This window comes from Microbulbifer mixtoriginis (SeqCode) (assembly GCF_052466715.1).
Genome location: NZ_CP174288.1, coordinates 2,261,014 through 2,281,233, shown reverse-complemented (window position 1 = coordinate 2,281,233; position 20,220 = coordinate 2,261,014). Strand labels below are relative to the sequence as shown.

Genomic DNA, 20,220 nt, shown 5'->3' with positions numbered 1-20,220 from the left:
CGCGCCAATTCACATTATTCGAATTCTAAATAACAAACAGGAAGTTGGGGTTTATGACTGTTTCTCGCCGTACATTTGTGCAAGCCATGGGGCTTGCGCTGCTCACACCATTTACCGTTCGCTCATTAGCGGCTAGCAATAGCGAAACCTATGCGCGCTTTAATCTGAGTGGCAGCCCCTCGGGCTACGATATCGATCAGGATGGGTTGATCTTCGATTTGTCTGTGGCCTCCGGTGATCCCAGCCAAACTGGTGTGGTGCTCTGGACCCATATCAATCCCGCTGCCTTTGTACCCGGCCAAATCCTGTATGTGGATGTGGCTTTGGACGATTCATTTACCCAGCCAGTGTTGAGTGCTGAGGTCAATGCTGAGGATATTAGTGCGGATCGCGACTACACCGTAAACATCGACCTGGAAGGCTATCTGTCTCCCAATCAGCGTTACTACTACCGCTTTAAATACGGCGCACTGTGCAGCCGCACCGGGCGCTGCCATACCCTGCCAACTGGTGGGCTGGAAAGTATCAAAATGGCGGTGGTGACCTGTCAGGATTACACCACGGGCTATTACAACGCCTACAGCCATTTGGCCGATGAAGATGTGCATTGCGTATTGCACTTGGGAGACTTCATCTATGAGTACGCGCAGTACGAGGGTTTTGAGGATGCGATTGTTCACCCAATGAGCCTGCCTTCCGGCGGTAATGTGGCTATGGATCTCGAAGACTATCGCCATATTTACCGGGAATACCGCAAGGATAAAAACCTGCAGCGGGCGATGGAAATGCATTCCTTTATTATCACCTGGGATGACCACGAAACTGCGGATAACGCCTATTGGGATTACGATCGCGATACTCTGGGTGTGCCATCCCATCCCTACCAAACTGGCGCTAACAATCCCGATCAATTGCGCCAGCTGCGCCGCGATGCGCAACAGGCCTGGATTGAGTATGTGCCGGCTCGTGTAAAAGTGGATGAGGCGGCCAGCCACGCCTTCGACTACCTGCAAATTTACCGCTCTTTCCAGTTCGGCGATTTGGTCGACTTATATATGACCGATAGCCGAACCTATCGCACCAAAGAGCCCTGTAAAGACGGTAGTGCCTGGGAAAACTACTGGTGCACCGATTACGAAGAGAAATCCCAAACCATGCTGGGTAAAACCCAACGGGATTGGCTGATTAATGGCTTGGTCAATTCCAATGCCCGCTGGAAAGTTTGGGGTAACCAGACCCTGCTTGCCCAGTTAGCAGGCACCGCACTGGGGCGCCCTCTGGTATTCGCTAACTACGATGCCTGGGATGGCTATCAATGGGAGCGTGAGAAAATTCTCTCCAGTGTGAAAGACAACAGTGTCGATAATTTTGTTGTGCTGACCGGGGATCTACACACCAGTATTGCCTCTTACCTGAAAGTAAATTTCAACAAGATCAGCAACTGGGACTATGATAACTTGGTAGGCATTGAGCTGATGACCCCTTCGATCTCATCACCGAACCTGAATGACACGGTAGAGAGAGGGGTCGATGTGGGTAGCGTATTCACTTCATTGCTTAATGGAGGCGTGCAGGTTAACAATCCGCATATCAAGGATTTTGTCAGCAATATCTATGGTTATGCGGTGATTGAGTTCAACCACAGCGAGCTGAATTGGACTGTCTATGACATCGACAAAAAGTCAGACAACCCATCCACCAATAAAAAGACCTACAAAACGTTTAACTACGAACCCGAAGGTATGTGGCTGACGGAGAAATAGCCAAACCAATAACCATCTTTAATAGCGCCACCCAGTGACTCAACTTAGTGACTGTGGTGGCGCTTTCCCGCGCCTGTTGTATCAACGCCTACCTTTCTAGATTTGGGTCAGCCCCTAAGGCCTATAGAGGCTATCCGTGTTGCTATCTGTCTCTGGGTAACCTATACCCTCGTGACAGATCGAGCGGGTTCCGATGTCGATGCTCACCGTGAATACCACCAGGAGCCATTGATGTTACAGAAAGCGTACCCCTACTACCTGGCCAATGAAGCCATCTATGCCAATACCGAGCTGGATGTAACCGATAAGTACTCCGGCGAGGTGGCAACACAGGTTGCCATGGCAGATGCCAAGGTGATCGATAGCGCGATAGATTGGGCCTTGCTGGCAGAAAAACCCATGGCTGCGTTTCCGCCCTACAAACGCCAGCAAGTCTTGGATCACTGTGTACAGCGCTTTCAGACTCGCTTTGAAGAGTTGGCCGTGGCCCTGTGTATTGAGGCAGGTAAACCGATCCACGATTCCCGTGGGGAAGTCTCCCGTCTGATAGATACTTTCCGTGTGGCCGCGGAAGAGGCGGTGCGTATCGATGGGGAGATTATCAATCTGGAAATCTCCAAGCGCAGCGCAGGCTACCGAGGGTTTGTTAAACGGGTTCCCGTTGGGGCCTGCTCTTTTATTTCACCGTTTAATTTCCCATTGAATCTTGCGGCCCATAAAGTGGCTCCAGCCATTGCTGCCGGCTGCCCCTTTGTGCTCAAACCCGCGAGTAGAACCCCGATCGGTGCCCTGATTATCGCAGAGGTACTGGCGGAAACCGATCTGCCCAAGGGGGCCTTCTCGGTGCTGCCCTGTCACCGCGAAGGCGCGGACCTGTTTACTGTGGATGATCGCTTTAAGCTGCTCAGTTTTACCGGCTCCCCTGCGGTAGGCTGGGACTTGAAGGCCAGGGCAGGGCGCAAGAAGGTTATTCTGGAATTGGGTGGCAATGCTGCCTGTGTGATTGATCGGGATACCGATCTGGAAGATGCGGTAGAACGCTTGATCTTTGGAGCTTTTTATCAGTCGGGCCAGAGCTGTATCGGTGTGCAGAGGATCTATGGGCATTCCAGTCTATATGAGGACCTGAAAGCGCGTTTGCTGGAGCGCACCAAGAAGCTTAAGAAAGGAGATCCTAAAAATGAACATACGTTTATTGGTCCGATGATTTCAGAGGGGGAAGCGACAAGGTTACATAACTGGGTTAAAGAAGGGGTTGAACAGGGAGGTACGCTTCTCTGCGGTGGTAACCGCGATGGCGCCATGCTCGAACCCACGTTATTAGAGAATGTCCCCAGTGATTGCAATGTAGTGCAGCAGGAAGCTTTTGGGCCTGTAGCAATACTGGAACCTTTTGATGATTTCGATGAGGTGCTGAAAAAGGTCAATGACAGCGCATTTGGCTTGCAGGCCGGGATTTTCACCCGTGATTTGTACAGAGCCCAAAAAGCCTGGGACACCCTGGAGGTGGGTGGCGTGGTAATAGGGGATGTGCCCAGTTGGCGGGTAGACAATATGCCCTACGGCGGTGTGAAGGATTCCGGCCTGGGCCGAGAGGGGGTGCGCTGGGCGATCAAGGATATGACCGAAGAGCGGTTGATGGTGGTGCGCTCATTGCCTGCCTAGCTCGAGATTTGTGGGGGCTTCACAGTCATGCTGGCTCGATCAGTGTCTCTTTAAGCGTATATGGCGGGATTGCCCCTCCCATCTAGATGCGTACTTAATAAGCAGCTGGTGAATGACTTTAGGTCAAAATACAGCATGCGACATGCGACATGCGACATGCGAAGAGGACTTCGACAGAAGAGCTGCCGAAGTTAGTACCTTTGAAATGATATCCATCTGAGAGCGCCCTCCTGAAGTCAAGAATCGCGCAACTCCTGGTCACTTGGTTGGAAGTCATGTTAAGTGCATTTTTCTGTATCTAAATTTAAATTTTTATTCTGCAACGATTTTGGAAGATGTGTTAATTGAGGTCGTGTCAGGCTAAACAGCAACGAGTTCTTTTTTTTATGTCAACAACGATAAATCCAATGAGAAATGGTGGAATATGTTTGAAGTATGGGTGTGTAGCAATGATCTTGGCGATTAGTTCTTTTCCATCTGCTCTAGCTAAAGAAAAAGTTACGCTCAATGATTTTTATCGGCCGTTTGATCTATCTGATATTAATCAAAATAATATGCAAACTTGGCCATATTACAGATATACATCCATGCACTGGGATGACTATGGCATCTTTGGCACGGTGCATATAATGGGTGCAGATAAACCATCCAATCTGGAGGTTGTTAAAGAGCCCTTTAATATAAGTCTGGAAATTCACAAGGGCTGGCCTTTCGTTGAGTCGCTAAATGCCACTCAAACAAAAGGTTTTCTGGTTATGAAAGATAATAAAATTATCGCGGAGTTTTATGATAATGGACTTGATCACAATCAAACTCAGCTTTTGCAATCCGCTTCCAAAACTTATGCAGGAGTCATTATCTCAAAGCTGATTGATAAGGGTAAGATAGATCCTAATTTGTCGATTGGAGATTATCTCTCTGATTTTGCTGGTTCAAAAATTGGAAAAGCCAAGGTGCAAGAGGTACTTGATATGACCTCTGGCTTATTACCCGCGACAGATTATCATGTGCCAGGAGGTGAAGCCTATTTATTTGAGGTTGAGCAAGGCTTAAAGCCAGGTAAACCAACTGGACATCGCAATGCCATCAAGAATGCTAAAGTCCAGAATGAATCGGGCAAAGTATATACATATAATGATAAAAATACTGATCTATTAGCCATACTTGCAGAAGAAGTTTCAGGGCACCCATTCAACAAGCTTCTTTCGGATCTCTTTAATGATTTTGGGGCAAATAGTTCTGGCTCCATTGCCTTGACCGTTGATGGTACCGCTAGCCCTTCCTATGGTATCAGTACTACCCTACGCGACTATGCACTTTTTCATCAGTGGATTGCTCAGGGCAAGGCTCCAAAGAGCTTCTATGATTCAGTAAAAAATCTTGATAAGGACCTTCTTGCTAAATCTGAAAGTGGCAAGGCACTTGCCACTGCGTTGGGTACTCCTGTGGCATATGGGTCTCAAGCCTGGTACTTGCCTGAATACAATGTCATCTACACAGCTGGTTCCTATGGGCAATATGGGTTTAGTGATCTCAATAGCGGTTTGTCTGTGGTCTTTATGCAGGATTGGGAAGACAATGCTGTACCCAAGAAACTAGTTGAAACAGTAGAGCGTGCAAAATTCATTATTAATAAACTTGGAAAACAAAAAGGTTCATAGTGCAAGATCAGTGTTGTAGAAATTCTTTACATGTTAGTTAATGTTGGTCTTGGGGAGATTGACTGGGTTCCTATTGGAGAAATCAGGCTTTGAACGATTTGTTCATGATGAAGCCTATCTGGAGTCTAAAGGTTGTAACTTGGGCTCTAAGAACAGTGACGCCCAGCCTGCGATGGGTGGGGGTGTTTCTTAGCGGGGCACTGCCACAAGTAATGAAAAACATCCATGATGTGATTGTTATTGATGCCGGTCCTATCGGCATTACCGCTACGGCTCAACTCTTATCCCGAGGTCTACAGCCACTGATGCTGAAAAAAGACACAACCGTATGAAGCGCCATGCTGAAGGATACCTTTCATTTCTACTTATCAAAGATTATTGGCATCGTTGGAAAGTTAGTGCTCATTGTTAAACACTAACTTTCCAATGGGGTAACTACTTATCTAGACTTCTTTTTTCTTAAATCGATGTATCTCACTGCGGAAAAAGGCTCTAATTGAGGTTGCCCCTCTACCCAGGAGTTTTTCTGTATGGCCCGAAAGTTCAAAGGTATGGCCCCATTCGCGAGTTACTGGCCAAAGTTGTGCTAAGGCATCAATATCGCTCTCTGGAATTCCAGAATTGAGTAATCCCAGCCTTGCAGTTTCATCGCTGATGGGCATGTATTTAATTTCTCTGTCTAACTCCTCAGATAAGATCTGTGCTATATCGCTATAAGTTAATTTTTCCGGACCAGTGAGAATATATTTCTTTCCTTTATGTAAATTTGATTCCATTAAGATTTTTGTTGCCACATCGGCAATGTCTTGATGATCGACTGTCACAACGGTTGCGCCCGGTTCGGAACCAAAAGGCGCACTAATAGTACTTAAGTTGGCAACTTCATCGGCCGAAGCGAAGAAATTGCTGTTAAAGCTGGCGGGTTGTAGTATCGTCCAGTTTAAAGTGGATTGAATAAGGTAGTCTTCTGCCTCTCCTAACCATCTTGCTATATCTATAGGCGAACTTGCATCGGCCCCTAAACCGGAGAGTTGCACTATATGCTTGACACCGGCTTGCTCAGCTACACGGATAAAAGCGGCATGTTTCTTGGTGAATGAGAATTCGAACGCGGTAACCAAAAAGGCTGATTCAATACCATTCAGAGCCTCTAATAGAGAGTGTTCATCTTCATAGTCCCCCTTTACGTAGCTGATATTCTTAGCCCTTATTGGCGCTTTCGAAATATCACGTAACATAGCTCTAACAGGCATATTGGTGTTGGCGAGATTCTCAAGAATGGCTTTGCCGTTGTTTCCAGTTCCGCCGGTAATCAGAATTTTTTCCATAGCTGTGTCCAAAATACAAATAATCAATTGATGCTTAAGCGCTTTGCTCGGATAAAGATGGGTAGTCCACATATCCCCGTGCATCACCGGAAAAAAATGAAGACATATCTTCTTCGTTATAGGGCCCATTACTTGCCAGGCGCGCTACTAGGTCAGGATTTGATATAAAGAGGCGTCCAAATGAAATGTAATCGGCTGTGCCATCGGCAATAGCGTTGTTTGCAGATTCCGAGTCATACATACCATTGGCAACGTAGCAACCTTTGTAAGCATCACGCAGCTGGGTATGGTCAATGGATGGTTGCTCATTTCTATCCCATGCCCGCTCCATCATCTGTAAGTAAGCCAGGTTATATCTACTGAGTTGACTGACAATATATAAGTAGGTTTCTTGAGCGCGGCTGTCTGTCAAGCTAATCTCTGGTGATAGCTTGATACCGACTCTGTCAGCCCCCCAGACTTCACACAGTGCCGATAGAACTTCAAAGGTGAAGCGAGCTCTGTTTTCTATACTCCCTCCGTAAGCATCGGTGCGCTGATTACTGCTGTCATGTAGAAATTGAGCCGGCAGGTAAGGCCCTGCAGCGTGGAGCTCGACTCCATCAAAACCGGCTTTGAGAGCATTCTTAGCCGCCTGTTTGTAATCCGCGATAATGCCTTGAATCTCATTGTGAGTTAGGGCTCTGGGCACTGCGTAAGGTTATAAGTATGTGCTGCGCCTTCTGCAGCGATTGGTGAAGGCGCTACGGGAGCCTGGCCTCCGATAAGATCGGGGTGCACTTCTCGGCCCATATGCCAAAGTTGGATGAAAATCTTCCCGCCACGGCGATGTACAGCATCGGTAACCTTTTGCCAGCCTTTGATTTGTTCTTGCGTAAAAATACCTGGGGTATCTACCCATCCGAGCCCTTGAGCTGAAATCGCTGTGGCTTCAGAGATGATCATTGCTGCACCGGCTCGTTGGGCGTAATACTTGGCATTGATGTCTGTAGGTACGCCATCCCTTCCAACTCGAGCACGTGTCAACGCAGCCATGATGACACGGTTGTCAGTTTCTATTGATCCGAGATTTCCTGATGAAAAAAGACTCAGATTTAGATGATTCTTAGCCATATCGCTTAACTCTGCTTGTGTTGATAGGGCGTAGGATAATTATGTATACGATAGATAGATAATGGTATATTTGTATCAACATGATTAATCAGTTGAATCAGGTTTTGTTATGACCCAGGAACAACTCAAGATGTTTATCGCTGTAGTTGAACAGGGCAGTTTTCGAGGTGCGGCAAAGACCATTTTCAAAACCCAGCCGACAATCAGTAATGCAATTAAGAAGTTGGAAGAAGAGTTTGGCTTTCCCTTATTCCATAGGGATAGCTATCGTCCAAGTCTTACAAAGCAGGGGGAGGCTTTTTATAAGCAGTCTAAGCGCGTTATTCAGAGCCTTGAACAGCTCTCCGTAATGGGACACCAGCTTGGAGCGGGAATAGAGCCAAAATTCACCGTGGTCATCAGCGGTATTGTTGAGCTATCTCCTTTATTAAAACAGATCAAACCCATAGTGTTGTCTTTTCCCAATACAGATTTCAGTATTAGTACTGAACTATTATCAGGTGTTATGGAACGTGTCGATAATAATGAAGCCGATCTAGCATTCGCTACTTTATACGGTGTTGAGAGTAAACATGAATGGAAGAAAATAGGGGAGGTTGAGCTTGTGAATGTTGTGGCGCCTGGGGTCTTCCCAGGGGAAAGTGTCTCACAGTTGGAAGCTGCACAGTTACCGCAAATTGTTGTGAGGGATACCGGCCACTCGGGAAACAAAGGAAATATTAGCTTGCTAGAAGTTGGGCGCAGGTGGCTTGTTAATGATTACCATACAAAAAAAGAATTGACTCTAGCTGGGCTTGGTTGGGGGAGAATTCCCAGGCATTTTATAGAGGATGAGCTGAAGAAGAGCTTACTCGTCCCAATCAATGTCGAAGGCATCAAGGCATTTAGTAGTTTTGATTTATGTATTATCCGCAATAGAGAACGTGCTCTGGGACCAATCGCTAGTAGGTTTTGGAACTTCTTTTAGATTAAGTAGCGAGATTCTGAAAGTGTAAATACTTTTTATATTTGGGGATTCTCAAATTATAAGGATTTCTGTATTTCTTTTAATTTTATCAAATGGCTATGTAAAATTGCAGGCTTACATAAGTTTTTCTTCTATCCGTTGTGTTTAAAATTTTTACAGTCAGTTGACTATAGAAATTCTTGCGTATAGTAAATGATCGGAAAACTGAACTTGACCTGGCAGAGCAACTTCTAAAAAAACCGGTTACTGTCAGATCAAGTTCGAACGACTAAATATTAAGTTAAATTTCCCTAATAATCCCACCAATAATGTTTATAGGCCGGGATTAATATTGTATAGCTAGTGATGTTTACCCTTACCTTCCATTTGGTAGTGGAGCGGAGTCATCGACAAGATGTTCTTGACGCAATTCTTGCCATAGAGCATCAGGGATATTAGTTTCCATAGCCTCAACATCTTCTTTGATCCTACTAGGTTTGCTCGCACCTGGTATCACCGCAGCAATGGCTGGATTGGCCAGTACAAATTGCAAACCAATAGCCTTAGTGCTAACTCCGTACTTATCGCCAATCGCTTTGATTTTGGAAACTTTTTGCAGTATCGAGTCTGATGCTGGCGCGTACTCAAAATTTGGTCCTCCGACTAGCGCCCCGGAGCTATAGGGGCCTCCAGCTACGATGCCGAGGTCGCGTTCTATTATCTGTGGTATTACTCTCTGGAGAGCTCGAGAGTGATCCAGCAAGCTGTAGCGGCCAGCGAGTAAAAAGCCATCGGGGCGGGGTTCTTCAAGATCAAGAAGTATTTCAATCGGCTCCACTCTGTTTACCCCCAGGCCCCAAGCTTGAATTACGCCTTCATCACGCAGTTTATCGAGAGCCCTGAAAGCACCTTTCCGCGCGCTTTCAAAAATGCCAAGCCATTCGTCACCATAAAAATCCTGGGCAACATCGTGAACCCATGCAATTTCAATACGATCGGTCTTTAACCGCTTGAGGCTGCCTTCTATCGAGCGCATTGTTGCATCGTATGAGTAGTCATTAACAACCTTATTGGGGCGGCCATGCTTGAAAATCTCACGCTTATCTTGAATATCTCGGTTCGCTACATCTTCAACTTCATCCAAAATTAAGCGGCCAACTTTGGTGCTGATAACATAGTCTTCGCGTGGGAAGCTAGACAACGCCTCACCCATACGAATTTCTGCAAGACCGGCTCCATAGAATGGCGCATTGTCAAAATACCTGATACCGCTATTCCAGGCCGCCTGTACCGTTGCTAAGGCTTCAGCATCCGGAATCTCGCGGAACATATTGCCAAGAGGTGCTGTGCCAAATCCGAGCTTACTGGGCAATAGATTTTTCAGCTTCACTTGCTTCTCCCATCAATGAAATTCTTAACTTAAGAGGTTTTGACTATGTGGTCGGGCGGTTAAGAATGCCTGACTAGCCAGTTACGTCCCGCTACCAATGTACTTAGCATAAAAACTGCAGCTAATTACTATGGCGATATGGCCTGTTTGTAGTAGCCGACGGTAGTGGGTCGATGGAGTCAGTGTGGGGTAATAGCTTTTGATGAAAAAGTCGTATATAGGCAATATACTATTGATTTAAGGTCAATAATGCAGGTTACCCTCCAAGAGCTCCAGGTATTTATCACTGTGGTAGATACTGCTTCGATCACTTCGGCTGCCGAACGGTTAGAGCAGACTGTCTCCGGGGTTAGCCGTGCATTAGCCCGTTTGGAGAATAAACTGCAAACTACATTACTACAGCGCACTACCAGGCGTCTGGAATTAACAGAGGAGGGGCAAGCTTTCCTCAAATATGCACGGGATATTCTCATCTCAGTGGAAGAGGCCGAGGAGCAGATGGCGGCCCGCAAAAAGCACCCCTCTGGTCTTCTGCGTATAGACGCCGCCACACCATTTATGCTGCATGTAATAGCACCTATGGTAAATAGCTTCCGAACTAAATACCCTCAGATAGAGCTTGAGCTAAACAGTAATGAGGGGATAACCGATTTGATAGAGAAGCGCACTGATGTGGCTATTCGTATCGGTAAGCTCCAAGACTCAACCTTATATGCCCGGCCAATAGGTTCTAGCAGAGTTCGAATTCTAGCCAGTCCTGGCTACTTGCAACAACATGGTACCCCGGAGGATGTGGAGCAACTCGCCCAACACACCTTGCTTGGCTTTACAAAGCCCGAATCACTCAACAAATGGCCGCTGTATGAGCAGAGTGGGGACATGCTGCACATTAAGCCAACGATTACTTCATCTAGTGGCGAGACTTTACGGCAACTAGCACTATCAGACGCAGGAATCGTATGTTTATCAGACTTTATGACCAAGAGAGATCGCCAAGCTGGGCGATTGGTGCAGCTATTCTCTAGTGAAACCTTAGACATGAAACAATCTATTAATGCGGTTTACTACCGTAACACGGCACTTTCATCACGTATTACTAGCTTTATCAATCACATTCTTGAGGAGCTGGGAGATCAACCATTCGATGAGGTTTAACCACATGCACACTTTTATGCAACAGCGAATCTTAGAGAGTGACTGGCTAAGTTAATTTTCTGACTGAAGGATTGACAAGGCTAATTAAAAGCCAAAGCTCAGAATTCCACTATAGTCGGCTTGATAATTTTGCTGGCTATGTATTACGAGATGGGTTTGTCCACGGCGATCTGTTTGATATATACCCGCACCACACCGACTACAAAATCCATATTCTTTTACTGGTCCAGATTTAAAAGAATAGGTATTAAGCTGTTTTGAGGCATCTTCAATGAGAGCTGGATTGGAAGTCTCAACAAAACTTATTGCCCCAGCTACCTTAGGGGAAACTGAGCTGTTGAAAAGTTTGTAATGAATAGCCCCACAGTGACAAGTTAAGTGATTCATGGGTTAATTTCCAGAGTGGATTAGTATGGGTTTAAAGTTTACTATTTGGCCGATCTTAATAAAGATCATCAGCGGAAAGTCATAATTAGCTTTAAGGAAATAGTCGGTGCGGCGGGAATATGATAAGTACCACTTAATCAGTGTCTTTTGTGCGGTAGTGGATCATGGCTCTCTAAGCAAAGCCGCTAGCCATTTGGGCTTGTCAGCGCCAACTGTGAGCAAGACATTGGCTCAATTGGAGCAGGTGCTGGGCCAGGTACTATTGATCCGAACAACCAGATCGGTCTCGGTAACCGATGCAGGCAGGCTTGTTTACCAGCAAGGGCAGCAGATAATCAATGCCTTTACTGACCTGGAAGATCGGGTTGCTGAAATTGGGGCCTTGGACCGGGGCAAATTGCGCTTAACCTTCCCTGAAACATTGGGCGAAAATGTCTTTAGCCAGATATGTATTGACTTTCAAGAAGCCTTTCCAGACTTTAATCTCGAACTGATCTTTACGCCTCACCATTTGGATATGGTTGAGGATGATATCGATATTGCCATCCGTGTTTGGTCGGCAATACCAGATAGCCAGTTTTATGCATTGCCACTTTTTCATATTCATCCCATTTTTGTGGCATCGCCTGAATATTTAAAAAAGAAGGGGCATCCAGACTCAATCGAAGAACTCGGAAAACATAATATTTTGTTGGCCAGGCTCAATGGTTTGAAAGATGGGTGGCTATTCAATGGCAAGTTCTATCAGTTTAAGGGTAATCTTGTTTCTAACAAGACCACTCATATCCGTGCTGCGGCAATAAATGGCAATGGTATTGCTATATTGCCTTCTTATTTCTGTCAGCCAGCCATCAAATGCGGTCAACTAATAGAGATATTTCCTGATTTAAAGCAAGAGGTTCAAGTAGTTGGCGCTCTGTATAAAGTTAGGCGTAATAGCTCCAAAAAAATAGATTTGTTTTTGAGTTTTCTAGAGAGGCGTTTGCTAAAGTCAGATTTTGATTTGTTAGTTTCAGCGGAGTCCGAGTAGCTCGGCAGCGTGGAATTCGATTGAAAAACTGAATGTCAGGATAATGTTAGATTACTTACCTGGTAATAAGACATTCATCGTGTGAGCAATAGAGTGTGTTCGCTCTTCCCCAAACAAGCAGGTTACGAGCCCAAGTGCGAACTCTATCGCGGTTCCCGGTGATTGGCTGGTCACTAAGTTCCGGTCAACAACCACTCGCTGATCGCTGACTTCCCTTACATATTGACTAAGCTCACTACGAAAAGCTTTGTAGCAAGTTGCTTTAAAATTGGTAATTAACTGATGTCGGCCAAGTACGATTACTGGGGCGGTACAAATTGCCCCTAACCAACGGCTGGATTCGATTTGTGCGCGGATAAGCTCCATTAGAGGTTCCGAGTTATGCATACACTCGGCACCTTCCTTACCTCCTGGCAGAGCTATTAAATTCCAAGTGGTATTTAAACACTCCTCTATACGATAAGGCGCTTCGATAACAAGATTTCGTAGGGTAGTGATGCGATTACTCGGCATAATAGAAGCTAGTGTTAGCTTCGCATCCGTCCGACTTAAAATGTCGTAGATAGCAATGGCCTCGATATCTTCAACGCCATCTGCAAGGGGGATCAGTATTTTGGACATGGATATAGCTCCAAAAAGGCTAGGACTATAAGTATTTATAGGCTTTCTAACCTAACGCCACACCTTAAAGCTAATACCCAGCTCAGGGAGTTAGGTCCATACGGACCCAACTCATTGGCCCTTAAAGCTTAGCCTCGTATACGTCGCACCCGGAATTTACGCCCTTTCAGTTTCCCATTTTCGATCTTTTTCAGTGCGTGAGATGCCACATTTCGTTTAATCGCAATATAAGCGGTTTGATCCAGTACGTTGATCTTGCCTACATCTTTACCGTTGATGGGGCGATCGCCGCCGGTTAATGCACCCAGAATATCGCCGGGGCGGACTTTTTGTTTTTTGCCGCCATCAATTTGCAAGGTGGCCATGGGTGCCTGAAATGGAGGCTCGCTTAGGATATCAGCAGGCGGTGGTGTATCGGGATCGGACAGCGGGTCTTGGGTAAGATCCATACGCAGCAGCTTGTGACCTTCCTTCTCCGAAAACAGGGAGTAGGCGCAACCGCGTTCACCGGCACGGCCAGTCCGTCCGATGCGATGGGTGTGTACTTCCGGATCTTTGGCGATATGAAAATTAATCACGGCATCCAGCTTGTCGATATCCAGACCCCGTGCCGCTACATCGGTGGCCACCAGAATCGAGGCGCTGCCATTGGCGAAGCGAATCAGTGTTTCGTTACGCTGGCGCTGCTCCATATCCCCATGCAGAGCGAGCACGTTGAATCCCGCCTGTTTTAGGTCGCTGGCGACGTCATCGGTCTCGCGTTTGGTGTTACAGAAAATCAGGGTATTGACTGGCCTGTCATTGAGTAAAATGCGGCGGGTCATCTCCAGGCGATCATCGAAACTCTCAGTTTTGTAAAAGCGTTGTTCGATCACCTCCTCACTGTGCGCGGACGCAATGCGTACCATCACCGGTTTTTGCATAACTCGTGCACTGAGCCGTTCGATTTGATCCGGGTAAGTCGCGCTGAACAGTAACGACTGTCGCCGAGCTGGCACTTGCGCCAGAATGGTATCAATAACGTCCTGAAAGCCCATATCGAGCATCCGGTCGGCTTCGTCAAAGACGAGTGTGTCGACATGCTCTAGGGATAGGGTTCCCTTGCGCAGGTGTTCTTCGATGCGCCCTGGTGTACCAACAATAATGTGCGCTCCATGGGCGAGGGAGCCAATCTGTGGGCCAAACGGCATGCCGCCACACAGGGTCAGAATCTTAATGTTGTGTATTGCCCTGGCCATTCGGCGCAGTTCCTGTGCAACCTGGTCGGCAAGTTCCCGAGTGGGGCACAGAATCAGCGATTGAACTCGAAATCGCTCAACACTGAGCCGCTGCAGCACGCCCAAACCGAAGGCTGCTGTTTTACCAGAGCCGGTTTTTGCTTGAGCAATCACATCTTTGCCATTGAGTATGAGCGGAAGTGTCTTGGCCTGGACCTCGGTCATTGATGTGTAGTTGAGAGACGCCAGGTTTTTCAGCAGGGCGGGCTTCAGGGGGAGTTCGGAAAAAGGGGCTGTCAAGGTAAATCCTGGAATCGTTGAATGTCAAATACGCGTATTACTCAACAAGCCAGGAAAGTGATTTTCACATTCTAGCTTTTGTCATTACAGCGCTGTTGCAATCTGGGCAATACAAATCTTGCCTGGCATTTTAACAGTTAACTCTGAGGAAACCTATTTGCCCGCAGCCTCTACACAGTAGGGCAGCTGGCAAATAGGTAATTTACGGCTAAGCGAAAATGCTCAATAGAAAAACGATGGGGCAAGGGGCCAAGTTGAGCCAATACCCCCACTTTCTTTAGCTTTCCTTATCTGCATTAGCCTTCCACTGATAAAACACCCCGGGCATGACCAGTAGTACAAATAACATTGTCGTGAGGGTGCCGCCGACCATGGGTGCGGCAATGCGTTTCATGACATCTGCGCCGGTGCCATCGGAAACCATGACTGGGATCAATGAAATCAGCAGGGTAAGGCTGGTCATTAACATAGGCCGTATACGGCCCGCTGCCGCTTGGGCGACTGCAGCGGTATTGTCTTGCTGCGGATTATTGGTACCAGCGGCCGATAAATAGTGCAGCATCAATAGCCCCATCTCTGCGGCAAGGCCGGCCATAGCGATCATGCCCACCCATACGGCGACGCTGAGTTTGTAGTCAAGCAGATACAGCAACCAGAAGGCCCCGACCAGTGCCATCGGCATAGCGGTAAGTACAAACAGGGTGTCAGACAGCCTGCCGCGGTGCAGGTAAAGCAAGAAACAAACTGCTAGTAAGGTCAAGGGCACCAGCCATTGCAGGCGGGACTTGGCCCGCTCCAGATATTGATACTGGCCAGCCCAGGCGATGCGCTGACCGGGCACCAAGTTGACTTGGTCGGCGACCGCCTGTTTCGCACGGCTCACATAATCTGCAACACCCACATCGCCTTTCAGGTCGACAAATACTAATCCCACTAACTGCCCGTCTTCATTGCGAATCATGGGCGGGCCGGTGCGGAAGTCCATGTCAGCCAGTTGGTTGAGAGGCACCTGGGAACCGTCGGAAGCGGGAACCAGGATTTGCTCCAGCTGTTCCGGGGTATCCCGGTAGTCGCGGGCATAGCGCACCAGTACGTCGTAACGTTCGCGCCCCTCGACGGTCTGGGTTGCAGCCAAGCCACCGGCAGCCGCGGCAATCACATCTTCGATATCCTGCACATTTAAACCGTGGCGGGAGGCCCGTGCGCGATCGATATCAAAGTCCAAAAAGTAGCCACCGGTGAGGCGCTCGGCAAAGACACTGCGGGTTTCATCGGCGGTGCGCTGATCGCTGCGCAGGGCTTCCTCAATAGCCAATGCGGTTTGTTCGATTTCTTCCAGGTTATCGCCAAATACCTTGATACCCAGCTGGCTGCGAATACCGGTGGCGAGCATTTCGGTACGGGTTTGGATGGGCATCCACCAGATATTAGGCATGCCGGGATACTGAAGTTTCTCATCCATCTCCGCTAGCAGGTCATCCCAGGTCATGCCGGGCCGCCATGCATCCTTGGGCTTCAGGGTAATCACGGTCTCTACCATGGAGAGTGGTGCCGAGTCAGTCGCACTGTTTGAGCGACCAATTTTACCGAACACGTGCTCAACCTCGGGAAAGGTTTTTAGCTCTTCATCCATTTGCTGCAGTACTTTGCCCGCTTCGGTCACAGACATACCGGGTAGGGCAGTGGGCATATAGAGGATGCTGCCCTCATTGAGTGGCGGCATAAATTCACCGCTCAACTTACTAATGGGATAGGCCACGGAAACCAGAGCGATTACCGCGAGGGCCGCCACCATTTTGCGCTGGCGCACACAGAAGTGGATCACCGGTTGCAGTGTAAAAACCAGGGCGCGGGTGACCGGGTTTTCCTTGGTGCGGATCTTGCCACGCATCAACAGTACGGCGAGTGCTGGGATCAGGGTGATCGCCAGCAGTGCGGCAAAGGCCATGCTGTAGGTTTTGGTATAGGCGAGGGGTTTGAACAAACGGCCCTCGGTGGCTTCCAGCGCAAACACCGGCAGGAAGGAAACCGTAATAATAATCAGGGAGAAGAAGATACTCGGCCCCACTTCCTGCATTGCCCGAACAACCAACCTTCTTCGCTCAGCAGTAGACAATGCCTTATCGCCAGAGGTTGCCAGCTTTTTATGGATGTTATCCACCATCACCACGGCGGCATCCACCATGGCCCCAATGGCGACAGCAATTCCCCCCAACGACATAATATTGGCGGTCAATCCTTGTAGGGAAAGTGGAATAAAAGCCAACAACACAGCAATGGGCAGGGTGATCACCGCGACCAAAGCAGAGCGTGCGTGCAGCAGGAAAATAGCGATCACAGCAGCGACCACTAACATCTCTTCAATCAGGGTGTTTTTAAGGTTGTCGATCGCACTGTTAATCAGCTTTGAGCGATCATAAGTCACCACCAGCTCAACGCCCTCTGGCAAGCCAGCGCGAATCTGTTCGATGCGCTCTTTAACCCTTTCAATCACCTTTAGGGCGTTTTCACCGTAACGCATTACCACAATACCGCCGACGGTTTGCCCCTCACCATCCAGCTCGGCAATGCCGCGCTGCATGGCTGGCCCTAAGGTAATATCGGCAACCTGATCCAGGGTTACGGGAATTTTTGCCGCGTTTACCCCAATGACTACCTCTTCCAGATCAGCAACACCGCGGATATAACCGCGGCCACGCACCATATGCTCGTGGCCGGCGATCTCCAGTACCCGCCCGCCGGTGTCGTTGTTACTGCGGCGAATGGCTTCGACCACTTTGCCCAGTGGAACATTAAACATTTGTAATCGATGGGGATCGATCTGGACTTGATATTCCTTCTCATAACCACCGATAGACGCGACTTCGGCCACACCCTCCACAGAAGTAAGCCAATAGCGCAATTTAAAATCCTGTAGCGCGCGTAGTTCTTGCAGATCTTGCTTGCCGCTGCGATCCACCAATGCATACTGAAATACCCAGCCGACTCCGGTGGCGTCTGGCCCCAGAGTGGGCTGAACATCCTCTGGGAGTTGGTCTGCTACCTGGTTGAGATATTCGAGTACCCGTGAACGGGCCCAGTAAATATCGGTGCCGTCTTCAAAAATGGCGTAGACAAAACTGAGCCCAAAAAAGCTCTGGCCGCGGACATATTTGACTTTGGGCAACCCCAACATGGCGGTGGAAAGCGGATAGGTGATTTGGTCTTCCACCAGGTCTGGACTGCGGCCGGGCCAGTCTGTCATGACGATCACCTGGGCATCGGAGAGATCCGGGATAGCATCCAGGGGAACACTGATAAGGGCCCGGTATCCCGCCAGGGCGGCTATCGCCACAAGGATCAGCGTGATCCCCGGCTTGCCAGCGCAGGCCCCAATAATACGGGCGATCAGCCCTTTGGGTTCGGTATTTACCACTGCTGTACCCCCGATTTCAGGCGGCTCTCTGCCGCGATCAGGAACACGCCAGAGGTAACGATTTTGTCGCCTTCCTGCAGTCCGGAGCGAATCACAATGCGATCGCTATCCCCGTAACCGGTGCGTACCTGCACCGGCTCCAGGCGGCCCTGGCCCAGATCACGGAAAACGATACGCTTCTTGCCGGAGATCAGCACAGAATCCCTGGGAACCACTAGCAGATTACCCAGTTTGGCACTTAACATAATGTCCGCGAACAGCCCGGGGCGAAGCTCGCCATCGGTATTGGGCAGGGTTACGCGCAGCCGCGCACTGCGGTTACTGTGATTGAGAAACGGGTCGATCTGCGTGAGGGTTGCCGGAATTTCCTCGTGGTAGACGTTGGTTAAACGCACCTTGGCCGGCATACCTTTTTCCAGCAGTGGCAGCTGGTCCTCATAGGCGTGGGCTTCTATCCAGACCTGGCTCAGATCGGCAATACGCAGCAGGTTGTCCCCCTTCTGAAAGGCCGAACCCGCGACAATATTCTTCTCAATAATCACGCCACTGGCCGGAGCGAATATCGGTACATAGTCTTGCGCTTTCTGTTGCTCTACCAGCCAATCGATTTGCTCCTCTGAGAGTCCCCAAAGCAGTAGGCGCCGGCGTGCGGCTTTTTCCAGGGAATCGCCGCGGCGGCGCGCTTTTAGGTATTCATCCTGAACGGCCAGAAGCTCCGGGCTGTACACAGAAAACAGCACTTCACCGCGTTTAACTTCCTTGCCCTCAAAGTCGGCATCCAGGTCGCCAATCCAGCCATCGAAGCGCAGGCTGATATCCCGCAGGCGGGTTTCGTCGTAAGTCACCTGACCGTGCAGGTGAATGGGTAGGGCGAATGGCTGTCTTTCAACCGTGCCGGTTTTGATACCGATAGCCTGACGGCGACCACTTTCAACCACAATACTGCCGCTTTGCAGCTCATCATGACTGACCGGCTGCAAGTCCATACCGCAAATCGGGCAGGTGCCGGGCTGTGCAGCTCGTACCGACGGGTGCATGGCACAGGTGTAGTAAGCGGTATCGGAGGCCTCAGGTGCAGATTTCAAGCGCAAACCTTTGCGGTTGGTACTCATATCAAAGGCTAGGTCCACGTGGCGATCGTGGCCGGTAGCCACATCTACCACCATGGGCCATGAGCCCACCATCGCGAGCTCTATCTCCCCTTGAAAAATACCTGGGCTGGTCTCGTTGATATCCGCCTGGGCACGCATAGCTGGCATAGCACCCATTGCGGGCATTTCCGCTACTGCGCGAACTTCGGCACCGCTGACTGGACGGTTTTCTCTGTCCCTAACTTCGATACGAATCTGGTTCTTACCAGCGCGGGGCTGCTGTGGATCTACGGTTACAGCGATCTGAAAGGGGCCGGCAGGAATAAACTCAATATGGTCGGTCACCGCTAATCCAGCTGTTTTCTTCCAATAGAAGGCAGCGCCCGCCGCCGCCAGTAAAAAAACGAAAGCAACCAGGCTCAGCGTTTTTGCGCGGCTCATAGCACACCTCCAAAGACAGAGGGGATCAGAATTTGGGTAACGAGCTCGGTGCTGTGTGGGGTGCCAAGTTGGCTATCAAAGGCACTGCCCATTTCTTTGCTGCTACGGGCAGCAACGGCTTGTAGGGAAATCAAAGGGTTCACTCCTAGAACAATCTTTCTGAAGCCCAACAGCAGCAATGACAAAAGTTGAATGATGCTGCGGGAAATTTCGCAAATCAGAGAGAGGGAGTGATCAAATACGCAGGCGTAGAGTGGCTAACCAGGTTCGATTGCCGAGGAAGGTGGAGGCTAGTTGGAAGGGTGTAACCGCCTTGAGCAGCGGTGGGGCTAATATTTGCGGCCACTGGTAAGTGGGCGGTGGTGCTAGCTGAGGAAGTTCAAGGCCAAGGAAGGCAGCGGTTAAGGCGACTTCGTGATCATCCAGGGAGGTCTTGAGAGAAACCTGGGCATCGTATTCACAGCAGTCGACCTCATCGGGGTCTGAGCTGGTAACCATGTGGTCACAACAGCACTCCGCGGCTGGCTCAGGGCTCTCCATCATTTCGCAGGCAAGCACAGTTTGCACCTGGAACATCAGCAGGAGCAGGGCCGCCATAGCAATCAGTTTGGCGCGAAATGTGGAAGAGTAGTGTTTCATTACTAGTAAATCATACACCAGAGATCGGCCACCCGACAAAGATTGCCTTCACCGCGTG

17 protein-coding genes are annotated in these 20,220 nt (G+C 49.0%); 7 read left to right on the top strand and 10 right to left on the bottom strand.

What is annotated here, in order from left to right; all coding sequences use genetic code 11:
• Positions 1-53: 53 nt before the first annotated feature.
• The 4 genes from ACJJH9_RS10100 to ACJJH9_RS10085 all read left to right on the top strand — a co-directional run bounded on the left by ACJJH9_RS10100 (position 54) and on the right by ACJJH9_RS10085 (position 5,421).
• The gene (locus ACJJH9_RS10100; RefSeq protein WP_444925150.1) at positions 54-1,763 is read left to right on the top strand and encodes an alkaline phosphatase D family protein; all 1,710 of its coding nucleotides are present in this window, start codon (positions 54-56) and stop codon (positions 1,761-1,763) included.
• A gap of 171 nt (positions 1,764-1,934) precedes the next feature.
• On the top strand, positions 1,935-3,428 hold the full coding sequence (locus tag ACJJH9_RS10095; RefSeq protein WP_444925149.1) for an aldehyde dehydrogenase family protein: 1,494 nt from the start codon (positions 1,935-1,937) through the stop codon (positions 3,426-3,428).
• A gap of 449 nt (positions 3,429-3,877) precedes the next feature.
• A complete protein-coding gene (locus ACJJH9_RS10090) occupies positions 3,878-5,089 on the top strand; it encodes a serine hydrolase domain-containing protein (RefSeq protein WP_444925148.1) in 1,212 nt (403 codons plus the stop codon).
• A gap of 104 nt (positions 5,090-5,193) precedes the next feature.
• Complete coding sequence (locus tag ACJJH9_RS10085; protein WP_444925147.1) at positions 5,194-5,421, top strand: hypothetical protein; 228 nt, start codon at positions 5,194-5,196, stop codon at positions 5,419-5,421.
• Between the two features lie 111 nt (positions 5,422-5,532).
• Here the strand turns inward: ACJJH9_RS10085 and ACJJH9_RS10080 are convergent, their stop codons facing one another.
• The 3 genes from ACJJH9_RS10080 to ACJJH9_RS10070 are packed head-to-tail and all read right to left on the bottom strand — an operon-like array spanning position 5,533 to position 7,530.
• Positions 5,533-6,417, bottom strand: a complete 885-nt coding sequence (locus ACJJH9_RS10080) for an SDR family oxidoreductase (protein ID WP_444925146.1) — start codon at positions 6,415-6,417, stop codon at positions 5,533-5,535.
• Positions 6,418-6,451: 34 nt separating this feature from the next.
• Positions 6,452-7,108 carry an oxidoreductase gene (locus tag ACJJH9_RS10075; protein WP_444925145.1) on the bottom strand — a complete coding sequence of 219 codons (657 nt, stop codon included), beginning with the start codon at positions 7,106-7,108 and terminating at the stop codon, positions 6,452-6,454.
• The gene (locus tag ACJJH9_RS10070; RefSeq protein WP_444925144.1) at positions 7,093-7,530 is read right to left on the bottom strand and encodes an oxidoreductase; all 438 of its coding nucleotides are present in this window, start codon (positions 7,528-7,530) and stop codon (positions 7,093-7,095) included. Before ACJJH9_RS10070 ends, ACJJH9_RS10075 begins: the two co-directional genes overlap by 16 nt.
• 109 nt (positions 7,531-7,639) lie before the next feature.
• Between ACJJH9_RS10070 and ACJJH9_RS10065 the strand changes: the two genes are divergently transcribed.
• The gene (locus ACJJH9_RS10065) at positions 7,640-8,497 is read left to right on the top strand and encodes a LysR family transcriptional regulator (protein ID WP_444904854.1); all 858 of its coding nucleotides are present in this window, start codon (positions 7,640-7,642) and stop codon (positions 8,495-8,497) included.
• A gap of 355 nt (positions 8,498-8,852) precedes the next feature.
• Here ACJJH9_RS10065 and ACJJH9_RS10060 read toward each other — a convergent pair whose 3' ends face one another.
• Positions 8,853-9,866 carry an aldo/keto reductase gene (locus ACJJH9_RS10060; protein WP_444925143.1) on the bottom strand — a complete coding sequence of 338 codons (1,014 nt, stop codon included), beginning with the start codon at positions 9,864-9,866 and terminating at the stop codon, positions 8,853-8,855.
• A 249-nt stretch (positions 9,867-10,115) separates the two neighbouring features.
• Here ACJJH9_RS10060 and ACJJH9_RS10055 point away from each other — a divergent pair, with 249 nt between their 5' ends.
• The gene (locus ACJJH9_RS10055) at positions 10,116-11,021 is read left to right on the top strand and encodes a LysR substrate-binding domain-containing protein (protein ID WP_444925142.1); all 906 of its coding nucleotides are present in this window, start codon (positions 10,116-10,118) and stop codon (positions 11,019-11,021) included.
• A gap of 84 nt (positions 11,022-11,105) precedes the next feature.
• Here the strand turns inward: ACJJH9_RS10055 and ACJJH9_RS10050 are convergent, their stop codons facing one another.
• Complete coding sequence (locus ACJJH9_RS10050; protein WP_252081726.1) at positions 11,106-11,408, bottom strand: GFA family protein; 303 nt, start codon at positions 11,406-11,408, stop codon at positions 11,106-11,108.
• A 106-nt stretch (positions 11,409-11,514) separates the two neighbouring features.
• On the opposite strand from ACJJH9_RS10050, the gene ACJJH9_RS10045 reads away from it, so the two are divergent.
• The gene (locus ACJJH9_RS10045; protein WP_444925141.1) at positions 11,515-12,438 is read left to right on the top strand and encodes a LysR family transcriptional regulator; all 924 of its coding nucleotides are present in this window, start codon (positions 11,515-11,517) and stop codon (positions 12,436-12,438) included.
• A gap of 51 nt (positions 12,439-12,489) precedes the next feature.
• Here the strand turns inward: ACJJH9_RS10045 and ACJJH9_RS10040 are convergent, their stop codons facing one another.
• The 5 genes from ACJJH9_RS10040 to ACJJH9_RS10020 all read right to left on the bottom strand — a co-directional run bounded on the left by ACJJH9_RS10040 (position 12,490) and on the right by ACJJH9_RS10020 (position 20,162).
• Positions 12,490-13,059 (bottom strand): DJ-1 family glyoxalase III, encoded by a 570-nt coding sequence (locus ACJJH9_RS10040; RefSeq protein WP_444925140.1) that lies wholly within the window; start codon positions 13,057-13,059, stop codon positions 12,490-12,492.
• A gap of 128 nt (positions 13,060-13,187) precedes the next feature.
• Positions 13,188-14,576 (bottom strand): ATP-dependent RNA helicase DbpA, encoded by a 1,389-nt coding sequence (gene dbpA / locus ACJJH9_RS10035; protein ID WP_444925139.1) that lies wholly within the window; start codon positions 14,574-14,576, stop codon positions 13,188-13,190.
• A gap of 277 nt (positions 14,577-14,853) precedes the next feature.
• Entirely contained in the window at positions 14,854-17,991 is a 3,138-nt protein-coding gene (locus ACJJH9_RS10030) for an efflux RND transporter permease subunit (protein WP_444925138.1), read from the bottom strand.
• Positions 17,985-19,523, bottom strand: a complete 1,539-nt coding sequence (locus tag ACJJH9_RS10025; RefSeq protein WP_444925137.1) for an efflux RND transporter periplasmic adaptor subunit — start codon at positions 19,521-19,523, stop codon at positions 17,985-17,987. Before ACJJH9_RS10025 ends, ACJJH9_RS10030 begins: the two co-directional genes overlap by 7 nt.
• A 234-nt stretch (positions 19,524-19,757) precedes the next feature.
• Entirely contained in the window at positions 19,758-20,162 is a 405-nt protein-coding gene (locus ACJJH9_RS10020; RefSeq protein ID WP_444925136.1) for a hypothetical protein, read from the bottom strand.
• Between the last annotated feature and the right edge of the window lie 58 nt (positions 20,163-20,220).

Excerpts from the sequence above, each read along its gene's own strand:
- ACJJH9_RS10100 (WP_444925150.1), top strand. The coding sequence starts at position 54 with ATGACTGTTTCTCGCCGTACATTTGTGCAAGCCATGGGGCTTGCGCTG.
- ACJJH9_RS10090 (WP_444925148.1), top strand. The coding sequence starts at position 3,878 with ATGATCTTGGCGATTAGTTCTTTTCCATCTGCTCTAGCTAAAGAAAAA.
- ACJJH9_RS10085 (WP_444925147.1), top strand. The coding sequence starts at position 5,194 with ATGATGAAGCCTATCTGGAGTCTAAAGGTTGTAACTTGGGCTCTAAGA.
- ACJJH9_RS10080 (WP_444925146.1), bottom strand. The coding sequence starts at position 6,417 with ATGGAAAAAATTCTGATTACCGGCGGAACTGGAAACAACGGCAAAGCC.
- ACJJH9_RS10070 (WP_444925144.1), bottom strand. The coding sequence starts at position 7,530 with ATGGCTAAGAATCATCTAAATCTGAGTCTTTTTTCATCAGGAAATCTC.
- ACJJH9_RS10065 (WP_444904854.1), top strand. The coding sequence starts at position 7,640 with ATGACCCAGGAACAACTCAAGATGTTTATCGCTGTAGTTGAACAGGGC.
- ACJJH9_RS10055 (WP_444925142.1), top strand. The coding sequence starts at position 10,116 with ATGCAGGTTACCCTCCAAGAGCTCCAGGTATTTATCACTGTGGTAGAT.
- ACJJH9_RS10050 (WP_252081726.1), bottom strand. The coding sequence starts at position 11,408 with ATGAATCACTTAACTTGTCACTGTGGGGCTATTCATTACAAACTTTTC.
- ACJJH9_RS10040 (WP_444925140.1), bottom strand. The coding sequence starts at position 13,059 with ATGTCCAAAATACTGATCCCCCTTGCAGATGGCGTTGAAGATATCGAG.
- ACJJH9_RS10025 (WP_444925137.1), bottom strand. The coding sequence starts at position 19,523 with ATGAGCCGCGCAAAAACGCTGAGCCTGGTTGCTTTCGTTTTTTTACTG.
- ACJJH9_RS10020 (WP_444925136.1), bottom strand. The coding sequence starts at position 20,162 with ATGAAACACTACTCTTCCACATTTCGCGCCAAACTGATTGCTATGGCG.